Source organism: Rhizobium sp. RHZ01 (assembly GCF_014851595.1).
Classification (GTDB): domain Bacteria; phylum Pseudomonadota; class Alphaproteobacteria; order Rhizobiales; family Rhizobiaceae; genus Rhizobium; species Rhizobium altiplani.
In genome coordinates this window covers 1-15,111 of record NZ_JACUZZ010000018.1, presented here as the reverse complement: position 1 = coordinate 15,111, position 15,111 = coordinate 1, and the positions used below count along the sequence as shown (strand labels likewise).

Sequence of the window (15,111 nt, the reverse complement as noted above, 5' to 3'; positions counted from 1 at the left end):
TCTCCAAGAACATAAAAGGCGGGGGAATGCAGTCGATGAGACGGGTCGTCATAACAGGTACCGGCATGGTATCGCCCTTGGGATGCGGAACGGAAGTGACGTGGTCCGGCTTGCTTGCGGGTCAAAACGGCGCCCGCCTGGTCACTGAGTTCGAAGTCGACGATCTGCCCGCAAAGATTGCCTGCCGCATTCCGGTTGGTGACGGCAGCGACGGCACCTTCAACGCCGACGACTGGATGGAGCCTAAGGAACAGCGCAAGGTTGATCCGTTTATCATTTATGGCATGGCCGCCGCCGATATGGCGCTTAAAGATGCGAACTGGCACCCCGAGAGCGATGAGGACCAGGTTGCGACCGGCGTCTTGATCGGCTCCGGCATTGGCGGCATCGAAGGCATTGTCGAAGCAGGCTACACGCTGCGCGACAGGGGCCCGCGCCGCATTTCGCCCTTCTTCATTCCTGGCCGTCTGATCAACCTCGTATCCGGACAGGTGTCGATCCGCCACAAGCTGCGCGGGCCGAACCACTCGGTGGTCACGGCATGCTCGACTGGCGCTCACGCGATCGGTGACGCTGCCCGTCTCATCGCGTTCGGCGATGCGGACGTCATGGTTGCTGGCGGCACCGAGTCCCCGGTCAGCCGCATCTCGCTCGCCGGCTTTGCCGCCTGCAAGGCGCTCTCCACCCAGCACAACGACGATCCGACCAAAGCGTCGCGCCCCTATGACAAGGACCGTGATGGGTTCGTCATGGGTGAGGGGGCCGGTATCGTCGTTCTCGAAGAGCTGGAACATGCCAAGGCGCGCGGCGCCAAGATCTATGCCGAAGTGGTCGGCTATGGCCTCTCGGGCGATGCCTATCACATCACGGCTCCGTCCGAGGACGGTGAAGGCGCGCAGCGCTGCATGACGATGGCGTTGAAGCGAGCCGGCTTGACCGCTGCCGATATCGACTACATCAACGCGCATGGCACGTCGACGATGGCCGACACGATCGAGCTCGGCGCGGTGGAGCGTCTGGTTGGTAATGCAGCCTCCAAGATCTCGATGTCGTCGACGAAGTCCGCGACCGGTCATCTGCTCGGTGCTGCCGGCGCGATCGAGGCCATCTTCGCAACGCTTGCAATCCGGGACAATGTCGCGCCTCCGACGCTCAACCTCGACAATCCTGAGCGCGAGACCGCGATCGACCTCGTCCCGCACAAGGCCAGGCAGCGGGAAATCAACGTCGCCCTGTCGAATTCCTTCGGATTCGGCGGCACGAATGCCTCGCTGGTGCTGCGCCGCTACGTCGCCTGAGTTCAGGCGTTGACGTTCTGGCGGTGGGGCTGCACCTTGCGCGGCGTGGCCCCACCTGCATTTTGCCGCATTGCTTAGCAAGAAGCGGGACTTGAGGCCAAGTTTAGAGGATTGCCGGTGAACGATACGAACCAAAACAACGGGACGATCGGCGAGGAGAGCCAGCAGACGCAGAGTGGGCCGATCATTCCCAAGTCGCCAAGCGAGGCGCTGCGGCCGGAACGCGTGCCCGAGCCGCCGAAGCGCTCGAAGAAAGCGCGCAGCCAGGTTATCATTTTCCTGAACTTCCTGATGACGCTGGTCGTCCTCGGCTGCGCAGCCGCTGTCTTCCTCTTCTACTACGCGATCTCGGCCTACCAAGATCCTGGTCCGCTGGAAACGAATACGAACTTCATCGTGCGAAATGGTGCCGGCGTTGCTGAAATTGCCGCGAGCCTTGAACGAAACAACATCGTCTCGGATGCCCGTATCTTCCGCTACCTCACGGCAACCCACCTTGATGATGGCGAGAGCCTCAAGGCGGGTGAGTACGAAATCAAGGCACATGCTTCCATGAACGACATCATGGAACTGCTGAAATCCGGGAAGTCGATCCTGTATTCCGTCGCCTTCCCCGAGGGCCTCACCGTCCGCCAGATGTTCAATCGCCTGAACGAGGATGCCGTGCTGGAAGGCGATCTCCCGGCTGTCGTCCCCGCAGAGGGAAGCCTCCGCCCGGATACCTACAAGTTCTCGCGCGGCACGAAGCGGGTCGAAATCATCGAGCAGATGGCTGCGGCCCAGCAGAAGCTGGTCGAGCAGGTTTGGGACAAGCGCGACCCGTCGCTGCAACTCAAGTCAAAGGACGAACTGGTCGTCCTCGCCTCGATCGTCGAGAAGGAGACTGGCGTTCCCGATGAGCGTGCCCACGTGGCTTCCGTCTTCCTTAACCGGCTGGACAAGGGGATGCGCCTTCAATCAGATCCGACAATCATCTACGGGTTATTCGGCGGCGACGGAAAGCCGACGGATCGCCCGATCTATCAGTCGGACCTGAAGAAGGAAACGCCCTACAACACCTACGTGATCAAGGGGCTTCCCCCGACGCCGATCGCCAATCCGGGCCGTGATGCGCTGGAGGCTGTCGCCAATCCGTGGAAGACGCAGGATCTGTATTTCGTCGCCGATGGTTCCGGCGGGCACGTTTTTGCAGCCACTCTTGAGGAGCATAACGCGAACGTCAAGCGCTGGCGCCAACTGGAAGCCGCCAAGGGAGCCGATCCCAATATTGCGGTCGACGGACAGCCCGAGAGCCAGACGCAGCCGGACACACCTGCCGCGCCTGCTGCCCAAAAGAAAAAGAAGACGAACTGATTTTTGGAGGCTCGCATGGCTTTGCAGTCCATGACCGGTTTTGCGCGGCGAGAAGGCACGAGCGGCCGTTGGCGTTGGGCTTGGGAGTTGCGTTCGGTCAACGGCAAGGGCCTTGACCTGCGCTTGCGCTTCCCGCCGGGGCTGGAGCGTATGGAGAGCGACGTGCGTCGCCTTGCCGGCGAGCGCTTCAGCCGAGGCAATATGCAGGCGTCGCTTTCCGTCTCTGCCGGTGAGAGCCGCATTGAAACCGTCCTCAATCAGGAAGCGCTTTCCGCTGTGCTCGCCTTGCGCGATCAGCTTGGCGGCATCATCGATCCCGCGCCGTTGCAGCTGGATACATTGCTCGCCATCCGGGGTATCATCGAATTCCGCGAGAGCGAGGACGGTGATGAAGCGATCGCCGCCCGCGATTCCGATATTGTGGAAGGCCTGATCGCAGCTCTCGCCGACCTACGGCACATGCGCGAGACGGAAGGTGCCGCTCTGTCGCGCGTACTTCTCGACCATGTGGCCACCATCGAGGGATTGACAGAGGTGATCGAGCGTGACCCCTCCCGCTCTCCGCAGGAGATCTCGACGAGATTGGCCGCGCAGGTCGCATTGCTGATGGATGGATCGGGAAAGCTGGATCGCGACCGGCTGCATGCGGAAGCTGCTCTGCTCGCCACCAAGGCGGATCTCCGTGAAGAGATCGATCGCCTGAAAGCGCATGTGGTTGCCGCTCGCGACCTGCTCGGCAAGGGCGGCCCGGTCGGGCGTAAGCTGGATTTCCTTGCACAGGAATTTAACCGAGAATCGAATACTATCTGCTCGAAGTCGAATGCCGCGGCAATCACCGCCGCCGGCATCGAACTGAAAGTCGTCATCGACCAGTTCCGCGAGCAGGTCCAGAATCTGGAGTGATACATGAGCCCGGCCCAGTCGAGCACACCCACCAAAATCGCCCGGCGCGGGCTGATGCTTGTCCTGTCCTCGCCCTCGGGCGCAGGCAAGTCGACAATTGCTGGCAACCTTCTCCGAGACGACCACAGCCTCGAAATCTCTGTCAGCGTTACGACCAGGGCCAAGCGGCCGAGCGAGATTGCCGGCAAGCATTATCACTTTATCACTGTACCGCAGTTCGAGAGGATGCGCGACTCAGGCGATCTGCTCGAATGGGCGGAGGTTCACGGCAACTTTTACGGCACGCCGCGCGAGCCCGTGGAATCGGCCATGGCCGAAGGTCGCGACATGCTGTTCGATATCGACTGGCAGGGTGCCTTGCAGCTTCAGGACAAGATGAAGGCCGATATCGTTTCGATCTTCGTGCTGCCGCCCACCATGACCGAACTGCAGTCTCGCTTGCATCGCCGGGCCGAGGATTCGGAAGAGGTCATTCGTACGCGGCTTTTGAATTCGCGCGCGGAGATCGAACGCTGGCGCGAATACGACTATGTCATCGTCAACGACGATCTCGATGAGGCTTTTCGCAATGTGAGCTGCATCGTCAATGCCGAACGCGTCCGCCGCGACCGGCGTTACGGCTTGTTCGATTTCGTCAACGGGCTGCTGACTGAAGAGCCGAACCTTTAGGACCTGCACGGTCGATGCAATGGTGCTTGCGGCTAGATCAACTGACCGGGCCGATATGCTGTCACGCGATTCACTATCCTGGAAAGTCGGCGTGCCCTAAGCGAACGCTGGCTAGAGGCAATTCGCCAGTCGAACAAACTCTTCGACTGAAAGCGTTTCGGCCCGTCGTTGCGGGTCGATATCCGCCTTCTTCAACAAGACTTCGCCCCCCAGCGGCTTTAGGCTCTGCCGCAGCATCTTGCGTCGCTGGCCGAAGGCGGCATGCGTGACCTTCTCCAGATCGGCGACCGAGCAGGGGATCGGGCTTTCCTTTGGGGTCAGATGAACGACAGTCGACGTTACTTTCGGCGGCGGCGTGAAAGCTTGCGGCGGAATGTCAAACGCCATCCGTGCGTTCGTACGCCATCCGCAAAGCACGCCAAGACGTCCATAGTGGTCGTCGTCTTCGGCCGCAACGACGCGCTCTCCCACTTCCTTCTGAAACATCAGCGTCAGCGAGTCCCAGAAAGGAGGCCACTGCTTCGGCAGGATCCAATTGACCAGCAGCTGCGTGCCGACATTGTAGGGCAGGTTGGCAATGATCTTCACCGGTCCCTCGGGCGTCAGAGCTTCGAAGTCCGTCTTCAGCGCATCGCCTTCGATGACCTCGAGCCTCCCCGGATAGTGATCCGCGATTTCCGAAAGCGCGGGTAAACAGCGAGAATCACGCTCGACGGCGATCACCTTCTTTGCACCCAATGCCAGAATGGCGCGCGTCAGGCCGCCGGGACCCGGACCGACCTCAAAAACCGTGGCTCCTTCCAAGGAGCCGGCTGTGCGAGCAACCTTCTGCGTCAGGTTGAGATCGAGCAAGAAGTTCTGGCCGAGCGCCTTGCGCGCATCGAGGCCATGGCGCTGAATGACATCGCGAAGGGGCGGCAGCCCATCCAAGGCAGCCATCAACGATGCCCTTCTGTGGTGCGTCCGAGGTGACCGGCGAGCTTCAGCGCCGCGACGAGACTGTTTTCACGCGCAAGGCCCTTGCCGGCGATCCCGAAGGCGGTGCCGTGATCGGGCGAGGTGCGCACAAAGGGCAATCCCAGCGTGACGTTGACAGCGTCGTCGAAGCCAAGTGCCTTGGCCGGTATCAGGGCCTGGTCGTGATACATGCAGATCGCAACGTCGTAACGCGCTCTGGCGTCGTCGTGGAACATCGTATCGGCAGGCAGCGGACCGATTGCGTTTATCCCCTCGGATCTCAGGAATTGGATGGCCGGTTTGATGACCGTTTCATCCTCTTTGCCGATCGCACCGTCTTCTCCGGCGTGTGGATTAAGACCGGCTATCGCGAGCCGGGGTCGCTCGATCCCGAAGCGACGCCTGAGATCGGCATCAGCAATCCGGCAAGTCTCGATGATGAGATCGGCCGTCAGTGCCTGAGGCACATCCTTGAGCGGAATATGAATTGTAACAGGAATGGTGCGGAGCTTCGGACCCGCGAGCATCATCACCGGTATCCCCGCCTGTCCAGTCGCACGTGCGGCGAGATCGGCCAGAAACTCAGTGTGTCCGGGGAAGGGAAAGCCGGATTCGTAGAGAACGGACTTGGCGATCGGGTTGGTGACGACGCCGAGGGCTTCGCCACTCATTGTCAGCGAGACAGCTCTTTCGATCGCGGCGATCGTGCTCTTTGCCGTCGCCACATGCGGCTCACCCGCTACAACGTCGATACCTGCGGCAATGGGGAGCACGGGGAGGGCATCTGCAAAGACATCATTGGCGTTGGTGCAATCGGTCTCGCGAAGGGCGATCGTCAAGCCTAGGAGCTTGGCACGCGATGCCAGCACATCAGGGTCGCCAATGAACACGAACGGAGGCAGACCCAGCTCCCTGCGCCGCATCCAGGCCAGAAGTGTGACATCGGGGCCGACGCCGGCCGGATCGCCCTGGCTGAGAGCAAGCGGGCGCGAGAACGAGAGTGTCATCTTGCTCAGGGACGCATGATCTGCGCCTTCTTGCGCAGCTCTTCCATATATTTCTGGGCGTTCGGATTTTCCGGAGGGGCGTTCTTCCCTGCCTTCGCCTTATCAAGGTCTTCCTGGCGGAACACCATTTCGGCGGCTTGGTCATCAGAAACCTGGCGCTGGCTGCAGATGGCGATGTATTCGACACCTCTGTCGGTCACGCGCGTGGCGGTCGTGTTGCCCTTTGCCTGCTCGACAAGCGGCTTCCATTCGGCCGGAAGTTCCGGTGCAAGAACGCGACCAAGGTCACGGACTGACACGTCAAGCATCGTTGCTGCGAAGACCTTTGCCTGGTCACAACCCGGATACTTCGCGCGAGACGCCTCGGCTTCGCTCTTGCGTTTGCCGACGATGCCCTTCTTGTTGGCGGGAACGACGAAGATCATCTGCTGCAGAATATATTCGGTGGTTTCCGGCTTCTGCTTGTTCTCCATCATGCGGGCAACAAGGTCGGAATTCGACATGCGATTGCTCGAACCGTAGCGGGCATTGACAAGGCGCGGCCAGCTCATCTGCACGGCAATGAAAGCCTTGAAATGATCAACACCGACGCCGGCGCGTTCGAGAATTTGCGTCATCTGGTCCGTCGTCAACTTGTTGCCGCTCGCGAACCGCGCGAACGATGCGTTGACGTCGTCCTTGGAAACCGACATGCGGACGCGGGAAATTTCCTGCTGCTTCAGCGTCTGTTCGATCAGCTGTTCTTCCGCTGCTTTCGCATCAGCCTTTTGATGCTGCAGGCGCAGGAATGCCTGGCGCTTGGCGATGTCACCGCTGGTGATTGCTGTTCCGTTGACGACAACTCTGACTTCGCTTGCAGCAAAAGCTGAGCCGGTCTGCGGCGAGGCAAAAGCCGCCAGCATCGCGAAAGTCGCGCCGGCAATCATCGTCCTTACGGTTCTTCTTGCGCCAATCATCTATCGACCCTTCCCATTGACGCCGCGCACTCACGTCGCGGCGCGCATTCCTTCCCGAGACACACGGGCATTACCGCTGCAAATTGAAAATTCAGCATATGCCTTAGATCTCAACTGGCGACAATGTCCTGCATAGTCTTACGGCGAAAGAAAGGCCCTTTCTTTCGCCGTATTACAGAACTGACAGTTAATTCTGGTAGATGGTTGGGCTGGCATCTATGGGCGTGCCGAGATTGATGTCGCCCAGCGTCCGGAAGGTCAACCTCGCCCCGATACTCCAGTCGCTCGCGGTTTCCGCGGTGGTATCGCGCTTGTCGATATATGCGATCGTGAAGATGGTGCATTCGTCTTCATAGGTAAGGCCGATTGTCTTCCTGACAACAGTGTTGTCCTGAAGGTCCCAAGCGACGCCGCCAAATACCGTCCAATAATCCTTGAACTTAACAGCAGCCTTGGCCTGGATCTCATCATTGTCCTCGGCGAAGCCGTATTCCGGCTGCGCTGAGACATGCGTGTAGATCATCTGACCTTGGAAATTGTCGGTCTGGTAACCGGCCGTCAAATCGCCACGACGGAAATCCAGGTCCTTGTCGTCAAGCCGATAGGAAGCTGCAAGGGCAACGCCCTGTGGCGTTTCGATCCCGCCGAGTCCGACGAAGTCGGAGACGTCCGTTTCGAGGCCGGAGTCGGCGCCGACGTTTACCAGATCAGCCGTGTCAAAGGAGTTTTGGCCGCCGAGCTGGTAGGATTGGCCGAAGATACCGTGCAGCTTGTAGCCGTTGTCGAACGTACCGGTGTACTGGAAGCCGACATTGGCGCGCGTGCCACCTTCGATACGGTCGTAGCCGGAGAACTTATCACGCTCGAAAAGATTGGTCGCATCGAACACGAAGCTCTGCGCATCTTCGTTCGGAAGAGAGCCGGCAAGCCGTTCGTCGGGCCGTGCATAAAGCTGAACAATCGGTTCGAACAGGTGTGTGCTGTTCGCGGTCGTACCGAGGATCGGGTAGCGCATTTCCAACCCTGCGGTAAACATCGAACGCGTCGCTGCATTACCGTCGTCGTAATTGCCGTCATAGACAAAGGTGCCGGAGGTCGGCGGCGGCGTCATGTTCAACGCCAAGGCATCGCCGCGGGCTGCAAGCAGCGGAGTGATCAAGAAGCCCTGAGGCGTGACAAAGGTCCGCTTCCATTCCAGTTCGCCCGTCAGGCGAGATGTCTGGCCCTCAAGGCCGCGGAACCGATCAAAGCCTGCGACGCTATAAAAGTCGTCGTGCGTGCGCGACAGGTTCGTGAAGTTGACATCGGCAGATAGTTCACCTCCGGCGAGCGGCTGCGGCGCCACGAAGTGATAGTCCATCACCGGGTAAACGATTGCCTGCTGCTTCTCGGCGATATCATTCGGATCGGCGTTCTGAACGTCGAAATAGAACGAGCGCAGATCGAAATAATTCCGCTTGCCGAGACCCGTCAGGTAAACTTGGTTGGTATGTGTACTTTCGTCCAGACCCTTCAGGTTATAGGTGCGAGCGAAGTTGTTGTCACTCTGAACCATCACGTCCCAACCAAACGCCCATCGCGGGTTGATTTGGAAGGCCCCCTTCGACGCTACGACACCGCGGAAGTCATTTTCGGCATCGCTGGTGCCGGGCGTAAAGGTCCCCGGGCTGAGCTGGTCGATACCGGCCACGCGCAAGGTGTGCGTGCCGTTCTCGAATCTCTGGCGGAATTCCGCGTCCGCCAGGAAACCCTGGGTGGTGTAACCCGTGCCGGTCACCGTGACGTCGCTGCTCGGCGAAATGACGTAATAGTACGGGACAGAAAGGCCGAAGCCGAGATTCTGCGATGCGCTAAAGGTCGGGAAAAGGAAGCCGGACTTCCGCTTCACGGTATTGTCGGGGACCTCGATCCACGGAACGTAGGCGAGCGGGTGGCCAAGGAGCTCGAAGCGCGCCTTTTCAAGGCGAATCGTATGCTTGACGCCGTCCTGAATGACGCGTTCAGCCTTTACCTGCCAGAAGGGAGGTCGTTCCGGTCTTTCAGCGCAAGGCAAACAGGCGGTATAGACGCCCCTGTTCAGGATCATTTGCGTGCCCCCAACACGCTGGCCGGTTTCGGCAACCAGGCGCGTATTGTCGGGGGTCTCAATTCGGAGCGCGTTTACGAACCCGTTGGCAAAATCGTCGGTGATGTCAATCTTGTCACCGTACATGCGGTTGCCGTCGGGGGCGATCAACTCCACGTTGCCGAGCGCCATCAGGCGGCGGGTCTGCTGATTGTACTCGACGCGTTGCGCCACCAATCTGTAGCCGGCGTAGTTAATCTGTACACCGCCGATGGCCGAAACGATCTGCGCGTCCTTGTTGTAGACGAGTTCGTTTGCCGACAGAATCAGCTTCTGGTCGGCGGACACGTTCGGCCTCAAGCCTTGCAGGGCATCCTGGGCGAAAGCAGCAGGAAAGCCATTCGAATAGGTAGACAGGGCCGCGCCTAGGAGCAGGGCAACCAACTGTTTACTAAGAGTCTTGCGGTCGCCTGCCGCCACTAGCCATCCTCCTGATGAAGCAGAATTGTTGCACCCAAAGCCAAGGCAACAATGACCGGAATCCACGTTGCCACGAAAGGCGGGACAACCCCACTGCTTCCGAATGCTTTTACAAGCACGGTGACCACATAAAGCACGAAGCCCGACAGGATTCCACCCAGAATCACCGACCTCGACTGGTTGAACCGGCTAAATTTTAGGGACACTGTTGCAGCAATGAGAGTCATTGCGACAAGCAACAGTGGTTGGGACAACAACGAATGAAATTGGGTCTCAAGCGCCTTGGTCGGAATCCCGAAGGATCTCGCCGCGTCAATTCGGCTCGAGAGATCAAAAAATCCAATAGTTTCAGGGGCTGTCAGCCTCTGCTGGATGAAATCCTGTTTCAAATTGGTGCTTACGCGCACCTCATCGAGCCGTGTGGCGACTTCGCCCGGACGACGCTCGACAACGTTCTTAAGAAGCCAGTAACCATCTTCCAATTTTGCCGACGCGGCGTCCTGTCTCAGGATGATGTGATCGGACGAATCGAAATGCACGAACACGGCGTTCATAAGCAGCGTGCCGTTTTCGAGAATCGTATTCGCTCCGATGATCACGTCGTCCCCGCCGCTGATCTGGCGAATCCACGGAACTTGCGGCGCGGCGTTCGACCCTGAGACTTCTCCACGCCAGTTGCTCTCGATGACGGCAGCCTGACGTTGCCCCCAGGCTGCCAGCGGGTTGAGAACGGTCATGACCAGGACGCCGAGCAAAAAGGCGCCTGCGAGGAAGGGAGACATGAACTGCCAAACCGAGATGCCGGCAGCACGCGTCACGACCAGTTCGTATTTTCGGTTGAGCCCGATTAGAACGGTCATGCCCACAAAGAGGGCAATGAAGGGCACGGTCTGCTGCAAGATGAGCGGCAGACGCACCGCCGTCATCGCGAGCCCGCCGGTCACGGTGTAGCCCGGAAGACCGGAGAGTCGGCCAGCGGTCTCGCTGAAATCAACGAGGTAGACGATGCCAATCACGCCGAGAAAGAACCACATTGTGGTCAGCAGGTATCGACGGAAGAAGTAACGGCCGAGTGTCCCGAGAATCATGCGCTGCCTCCGGCGGAGGGATCTGCCGACCGACCAAAGCGTCGCGACAGTCTCTGCCAAGAGGCGGAGATTCGGTCGCTCATCGCGGACACGACCGACAGGCGCTTATGGTGCGACAGAGATGCGATTGCCAAAAGGCTGGCGACCACGGGAATCGCATAGAGCACGCCGATATACTCTGGATCCGTGTCGATCTGGTTGGCGGCGTAGAACGACGCCCAACGAATACCGAACGCGAAGATGAGCGCCGCGACCATGGGGTGCAACCGTGCTTCGCGGTGGGAGCGAGCATCACCGGCGATCGCGAGCGAAATCAGCGCAAACACCATCGGAAGAACCCAATCCGTCATGCGGCGGTGCAATTCGGCACGATAACTACCGGGTCTGGCGATGTAATCCTTGTCGTTCGGATCCGGATTGAAGAGGAACGCAAGCTCGCGGTCGGATGCGCGAAGAGTCGCCTGACCGCGGTTTTGGGTCAGATCGGACAGGTCGAAGGAGTAGGAATCGAAACGAATGACGGAGACTTCACCGGTTTGCGTTTTGCGGTGAACCTCGCCATCATGCATGATGAGTGACGTGCCCTTCTCGTCAACGGCGCCTTCACGTGCGTAGTAGATAAGCTCGAATGCGGGGTCGCGCTCATCGACGACGAACAAGCCCTTGAGCACGCGTCCGGCCAATCTCTCGGATATCTGTACGTAGAGGCCGGTGTCGATGCGGCGGAAGTTCTTCTCTTCAATCACGGTCGAGAGCAGATCCGCATAGGCAGCGGCCACCATCTGGCGAACCCCCGTCTTGGCCTTCGGCTCGACGACGTTGTCCACCAGAAACGAAAAGATGCTAATGACGGCGGCGAGGATGAGGATCGGGCGCAGGATAATGCTGCGCTTGGCGCCAGCCGCGTCGATGACGGTCAGCTCCGAATCGTTGTTCATCGTCGTCAGGGTCTGCGTCACACCGATGACAAGTGCGAACGGCAGCACGATCGGAATGATCGACGGTAGAATCAGCGTTGCCAGCTTGGCGAACGATCCCATCGACTGGCCGCTGTCGGTTACGAGATTGACGCGCTGCAGGACCTGAGTCGTCCAAATGATCGCGAGCACCGGCAACAGGGCAACGAGAAACATCTGGCCAACGCGCCGGAGTATGTATGTTTCAAGCAGTTTCATTAATGCCCTTGAACGCCATTTGCGAACCAATGCCGCTACGCAGCGAAATCCATCTACGCTGTTTGGGTCTCTTTTGCGACAAGCTGGAGTCGAAAATTCATTCAAATTTCAGATTTTTTTTTGCCCTGTGGCGAATCGGTAAGCGCAAGAAGACCTGCAAAGACAACAACGGACGAAAGCCAACCCAGGATGACGTCTGAAAGGTAGTGCGCGCCAAATGCAAGACGCATGGCCGGTGTCAGAAAGGCGATTGCTGTGAGGGGGAGGGCAAGCGCGAAGCGCGCCGGCTGTGGTATCAGGAAAATCAGACAGAAAACCCAGCCGGCGCCTGCCGCTTCGCCGGAAATGAAAGAGCAGTTCGATACGCATTTTCCGATCATGGAGCCCGCCTGCACGAAGTCGAGGTGGCCACCAAAATCCAGCGTTTGGGACGGTCGCGGTCTACCCCAGTATGTCTTGAGAATGAGGTTGGTGAGGATCACGGGGCCGATCACCAGCGAGCCGAGAGCAATCTTGAAGGCGCGGGCGCGCGCGAGGTTGAAAGTGGCCCCGCAGTGCCCGTAGCACTCCAAAAGTTTCCACAAGAGGACGATGGCGATGAGGTAGGGAAGCCGGAAGAACAGCGTTCTCAGGAACCCGAGATAAGCCTCGTGCCGGTAAGGAAAGTAGCCGCAGTTTTTTCCGAATGTGGCTGGAGTGCTGCATGCCTCGCGCACAAAGAAATGCGCTGATGCGTAGACATCGATCTGCGGAAAGCCGTTGAACAGCAGAAGCAGCAGCCACCACAGACAGAAAAGACCTATAAACACACGTGCGGGATCGCTGTCGGGCATTTGTATGCGCCAACACGTCCTCGTCCCTGCAGACATCAAAAGGGAAAGCAATTCGGAATTCCTGTGGACTTAATTCCGCGGGAGGAATATGCGCCGAAGATGACATCCCTTTAACGGGTTGGCGGTTAGTCAGGCCGCCACGGCCTCATCCCGAAGACTTGTTTTCGGGGGTGAAACCCGAAATGATCGGATAGAGCGGATTTAGGACAATCCCACTGGAGAAGACATGTCAGCCAAGTTCGATATCTCATTTGCAAGCTCCACCGAGATCGCCGGTGGCTACGCGATCCTCCTGCAGGCAAGCGGAGCGGACCTTGCCGCCGGGGCCAAGCTTGCGGATCCCGCTGGCGTCATCCCGAGAGCAGCAAAGATCGCCGGCTTCTCCGCCAAGGCGACGACTGTGCTGGATCTCGTTGCGCCCGAGAGGTCCGCAGCTGAGCGGCTTATCGTTGTAGGACTCGGCAAACCTGAAGAGCTGACCGCTCACGATTGGCTGAAGGCTGGCGGCGTCGCCGCATCCAAGATCAAGAAGGCCGAAAAGGTCGCAATCTTCGTCGATGCGCCGGGTGCCGGCGTCGGAGCGAAGGAAGCGGCGGATTTTGCGCTTGGAATGCTTTTGCGCGCCTATAGCTTCGATACCTACAAGACCAAGAAGAAGGACGAGGACGGCAATGGCCGGAACGGGCAGGTGCCGATCAAGATCGTTACCGCCAAAGCGACAGAGGCGGCAGAAGCCTTCAAGCTCTCGGAAGCCGTTGCGGCGGGCGTTAACCTGGCCCGCGATCTTGTGAACGAGCCGCCGAATGTTCTGGGTCCGGTGGAGTTTGCCGCCAAGGCAAGCGAATTGCAGAAACTTGGGGTCGAGGTGGAAATCCTCACCGAGAAGGAAATGCAAAAGCTTGGCATGGGCGCCCTGCTGGGCGTGGCACAAGGCTCGGTCAGACCCCCGCGTCTGGCGGTCATGCAGTGGAAGGGCGGCAAGAGCGGCGAGAGTCCGGTCGCCTTCATCGGCAAGGGCGTGGTCTTTGATACCGGCGGCATTTCGATCAAGCCCGCTGCCGGCATGGAAGAAATGAAGGGTGACATGGGCGGTGCTGCCGCTGTCACCGGCCTGATGCATGTCCTCGCTGCCCGCAAGGCAGCCGTGAACGCGGTCGGCATCATCGGTCTGGTCGAAAATATGCCCGACGGAAACGCGCAGCGTCCCGGCGACATCGTTACCTCGATGTCGGGCCAGACGATCGAGATCATCAATACCGATGCTGAAGGACGGCTCGTTCTGTGTGACGCGTTGTGGTATTGCAACGATCGCTTCAAGCCGAAATTCATGATCAATCTGGCAACATTGACCGGCGCTATCCTTGTTGCGCTCGGCAATGTCCACGCCGGTCTGTTCTCGAATGACGATGAGCTCTCCGCGCAGCTGACCGCTGCCGGCTTGACAAGCAGCGAAAAGCTGTGGCGCTTGCCGCTCGGCAAGGAGTATGACAAGCTGATCGACAGCAAGTTCGCCGACATGAAGAACTCCGGCGGCCGTCATGCGGGATCGATCACCGCCGCTCATTTCCTGAAGCGATTCGTGGAGGAAACGCCTTGGGCACACCTCGACATCGCAGGAACGGCAATGGGCTCGCCGCAGGATGAGATCAATCAGTCCTGGGGTTCCGGTTACGGCGTACGCCTGCTCGATGAGCTGGTGCGTGCCAACTACGAGTCATGACGGAAGTTCTGTTTTACCATCTGACGGAATCCAAGCTGGAGGATGCCCTCCCGCCGTTGCTCGAGAAAAGCGTTGAGCGCGGCTGGCGGGTCGCGGTGCAGTTGAAAGACGCTGCGCGACGCGACCTGCTCGATCAGCATCTCTGGACATTTCGCGAAGATAGCTTCCTGCCGCATGGCACGGATGAGGGGGACCTGGCGGCAGATCAGCCGGTTCTCCTTACGGTTTCCGAAGGGAATTCCAACGCGGCGACGGTACGATTTATCGTCGATGGAGCTGAGCCGCCGCCGGTCGAGCCTTATAGCCGGATCGTCTTTATGTTCGATGGTTACGACCAGGCGCAGCTCGAAGGGGCTCGCGCGCAATGGAAGAACCTGAAAGGCGAAGGACATAACCTCACCTATTGGCAACAGACCCCGGAAGGGCGTTGGGAAAAAAAAGCATGAAAAAGCCCGCTTCAAGCGGTCCGCTTCAAGCGGGCTTATACATTGCGAGGCCGGTGCATCGGTTATGATGCACCGGCCTCGTTTGCCATTGAGGTGATTGCAACACCGCAGTGACGATGCGCAGAGCGGTTGGTCCTAGCGGGCCTGAACTTTCGTTCGTA

The 15,111-nt window shown here is 59.1% G+C and carries 13 protein-coding genes; 6 read left to right on the top strand and 7 right to left on the bottom strand.

Annotated features, from left to right (window positions below; all coding sequences use genetic code 11):
- The first annotated feature begins 35 nt into the window (after positions 1-35).
- From fabF to gmk, 4 genes are all read left to right on the top strand, one after another.
- Positions 36-1,298 carry a beta-ketoacyl-ACP synthase II gene (gene fabF / locus IB248_RS18715; RefSeq protein WP_192241504.1) on the top strand — a complete coding sequence of 421 codons (1,263 nt, stop codon included), beginning with the start codon at positions 36-38 and terminating at the stop codon, positions 1,296-1,298.
- Positions 1,299-1,415: 117 nt separating this feature from the next.
- Positions 1,416-2,651, top strand: coding sequence for an endolytic transglycosylase MltG (gene mltG, locus IB248_RS18710; RefSeq protein ID WP_169681067.1), 1,236 nt, complete (start codon positions 1,416-1,418; stop codon positions 2,649-2,651).
- 15 nt (positions 2,652-2,666) lie between these two features.
- Positions 2,667-3,554, top strand: coding sequence for a YicC/YloC family endoribonuclease (locus tag IB248_RS18705; protein WP_018116251.1), 888 nt, complete (start codon positions 2,667-2,669; stop codon positions 3,552-3,554).
- Between the two features lie 3 nt (positions 3,555-3,557).
- Entirely contained in the window at positions 3,558-4,223 is a 666-nt protein-coding gene (gmk, locus tag IB248_RS18700; protein WP_018116250.1) for a guanylate kinase, read from the top strand.
- 111 nt (positions 4,224-4,334) lie between these two features.
- On the opposite strand, the gene rsmA is transcribed toward gmk, so the two are convergent.
- From rsmA to IB248_RS18665, 7 genes are all read right to left on the bottom strand, one after another.
- Positions 4,335-5,162 carry a 16S rRNA (adenine(1518)-N(6)/adenine(1519)-N(6))-dimethyltransferase RsmA gene (gene rsmA, locus IB248_RS18695; RefSeq protein WP_018116249.1) on the bottom strand — a complete coding sequence of 276 codons (828 nt, stop codon included), beginning with the start codon at positions 5,160-5,162 and terminating at the stop codon, positions 4,335-4,337.
- Positions 5,162-6,187 carry a 4-hydroxythreonine-4-phosphate dehydrogenase PdxA gene (gene pdxA, locus IB248_RS18690; RefSeq protein WP_192241503.1) on the bottom strand — a complete coding sequence of 342 codons (1,026 nt, stop codon included), beginning with the start codon at positions 6,185-6,187 and terminating at the stop codon, positions 5,162-5,164. Before pdxA ends, rsmA begins: the two co-directional genes overlap by 1 nt.
- Before the next feature lie 5 nt (positions 6,188-6,192).
- The gene (locus IB248_RS18685) at positions 6,193-7,143 is read right to left on the bottom strand and encodes a peptidylprolyl isomerase (protein ID WP_025659820.1); all 951 of its coding nucleotides are present in this window, start codon (positions 7,141-7,143) and stop codon (positions 6,193-6,195) included.
- A 187-nt stretch (positions 7,144-7,330) separates the two neighbouring features.
- Positions 7,331-9,688: an LPS-assembly protein LptD gene (locus IB248_RS18680; protein ID WP_018857366.1), complete on the bottom strand. Its 2,358-nt coding sequence runs from the start codon at positions 9,686-9,688 to the stop codon at positions 7,331-7,333.
- A complete protein-coding gene (gene lptG, locus IB248_RS18675) occupies positions 9,688-10,776 on the bottom strand; it encodes an LPS export ABC transporter permease LptG (protein WP_018116849.1) in 1,089 nt (362 codons plus the stop codon). The genes IB248_RS18680 and lptG overlap by 1 nt, the downstream gene beginning before the upstream one ends.
- Positions 10,773-11,951, bottom strand: a complete 1,179-nt coding sequence (gene lptF, locus IB248_RS18670; protein WP_025659817.1) for an LPS export ABC transporter permease LptF — start codon at positions 11,949-11,951, stop codon at positions 10,773-10,775. Before lptF ends, lptG begins: the two co-directional genes overlap by 4 nt.
- A gap of 101 nt (positions 11,952-12,052) precedes the next feature.
- On the bottom strand, positions 12,053-12,820 hold the full coding sequence (locus IB248_RS18665) for a phosphatase PAP2 family protein (protein ID WP_192241545.1): 768 nt from the start codon (positions 12,818-12,820) through the stop codon (positions 12,053-12,055).
- A gap of 190 nt (positions 12,821-13,010) precedes the next feature.
- On the opposite strand from IB248_RS18665, the gene IB248_RS18660 reads away from it, so the two are divergent.
- Together IB248_RS18660 and IB248_RS18655 are read left to right on the top strand one after the other, a co-directional pair.
- Entirely contained in the window at positions 13,011-14,504 is a 1,494-nt protein-coding gene (locus tag IB248_RS18660; RefSeq protein ID WP_192241502.1) for a leucyl aminopeptidase, read from the top strand.
- Positions 14,501-14,950, top strand: a complete 450-nt coding sequence (locus tag IB248_RS18655; protein ID WP_192241501.1) for a DNA polymerase III subunit chi — start codon at positions 14,501-14,503, stop codon at positions 14,948-14,950. The genes IB248_RS18660 and IB248_RS18655 overlap by 4 nt, the downstream gene beginning before the upstream one ends.
- Positions 14,951-15,111 lie beyond the last annotated feature (161 nt).

What these genes read in the sequence shown, in the direction of transcription:
- gmk (WP_018116250.1), top strand. Translation starts at nt 3,558, where the DNA reads ATGAGCCCGGCCCAGTCGAGCACACCCACCAAAATCGCCCGGCGCGGG.
- pdxA (WP_192241503.1), bottom strand. Translation starts at nt 6,187, where the DNA reads ATGACACTCTCGTTCTCGCGCCCGCTTGCTCTCAGCCAGGGCGATCCG.
- lptF (WP_025659817.1), bottom strand. Translation starts at nt 11,951, where the DNA reads ATGAAACTGCTTGAAACATACATACTCCGGCGCGTTGGCCAGATGTTT.
- IB248_RS18665 (WP_192241545.1), bottom strand. Translation starts at nt 12,820, where the DNA reads ATGTCTGCAGGGACGAGGACGTGTTGGCGCATACAAATGCCCGACAGC.
- IB248_RS18655 (WP_192241501.1), top strand. Translation starts at nt 14,501, where the DNA reads ATGACGGAAGTTCTGTTTTACCATCTGACGGAATCCAAGCTGGAGGAT.
- IB248_RS18705 (WP_018116251.1), top strand. Translation starts at nt 2,667, where the DNA reads ATGGCTTTGCAGTCCATGACCGGTTTTGCGCGGCGAGAAGGCACGAGC.
- IB248_RS18660 (WP_192241502.1), top strand. Translation starts at nt 13,011, where the DNA reads ATGTCAGCCAAGTTCGATATCTCATTTGCAAGCTCCACCGAGATCGCC.
- fabF (WP_192241504.1), top strand. Translation starts at nt 36, where the DNA reads ATGAGACGGGTCGTCATAACAGGTACCGGCATGGTATCGCCCTTGGGA.
- IB248_RS18685 (WP_025659820.1), bottom strand. Translation starts at nt 7,143, where the DNA reads ATGATTGGCGCAAGAAGAACCGTAAGGACGATGATTGCCGGCGCGACT.
- rsmA (WP_018116249.1), bottom strand. Translation starts at nt 5,162, where the DNA reads ATGGCTGCCTTGGATGGGCTGCCGCCCCTTCGCGATGTCATTCAGCGC.
- lptG (WP_018116849.1), bottom strand. Translation starts at nt 10,776, where the DNA reads ATGATTCTCGGGACACTCGGCCGTTACTTCTTCCGTCGATACCTGCTG.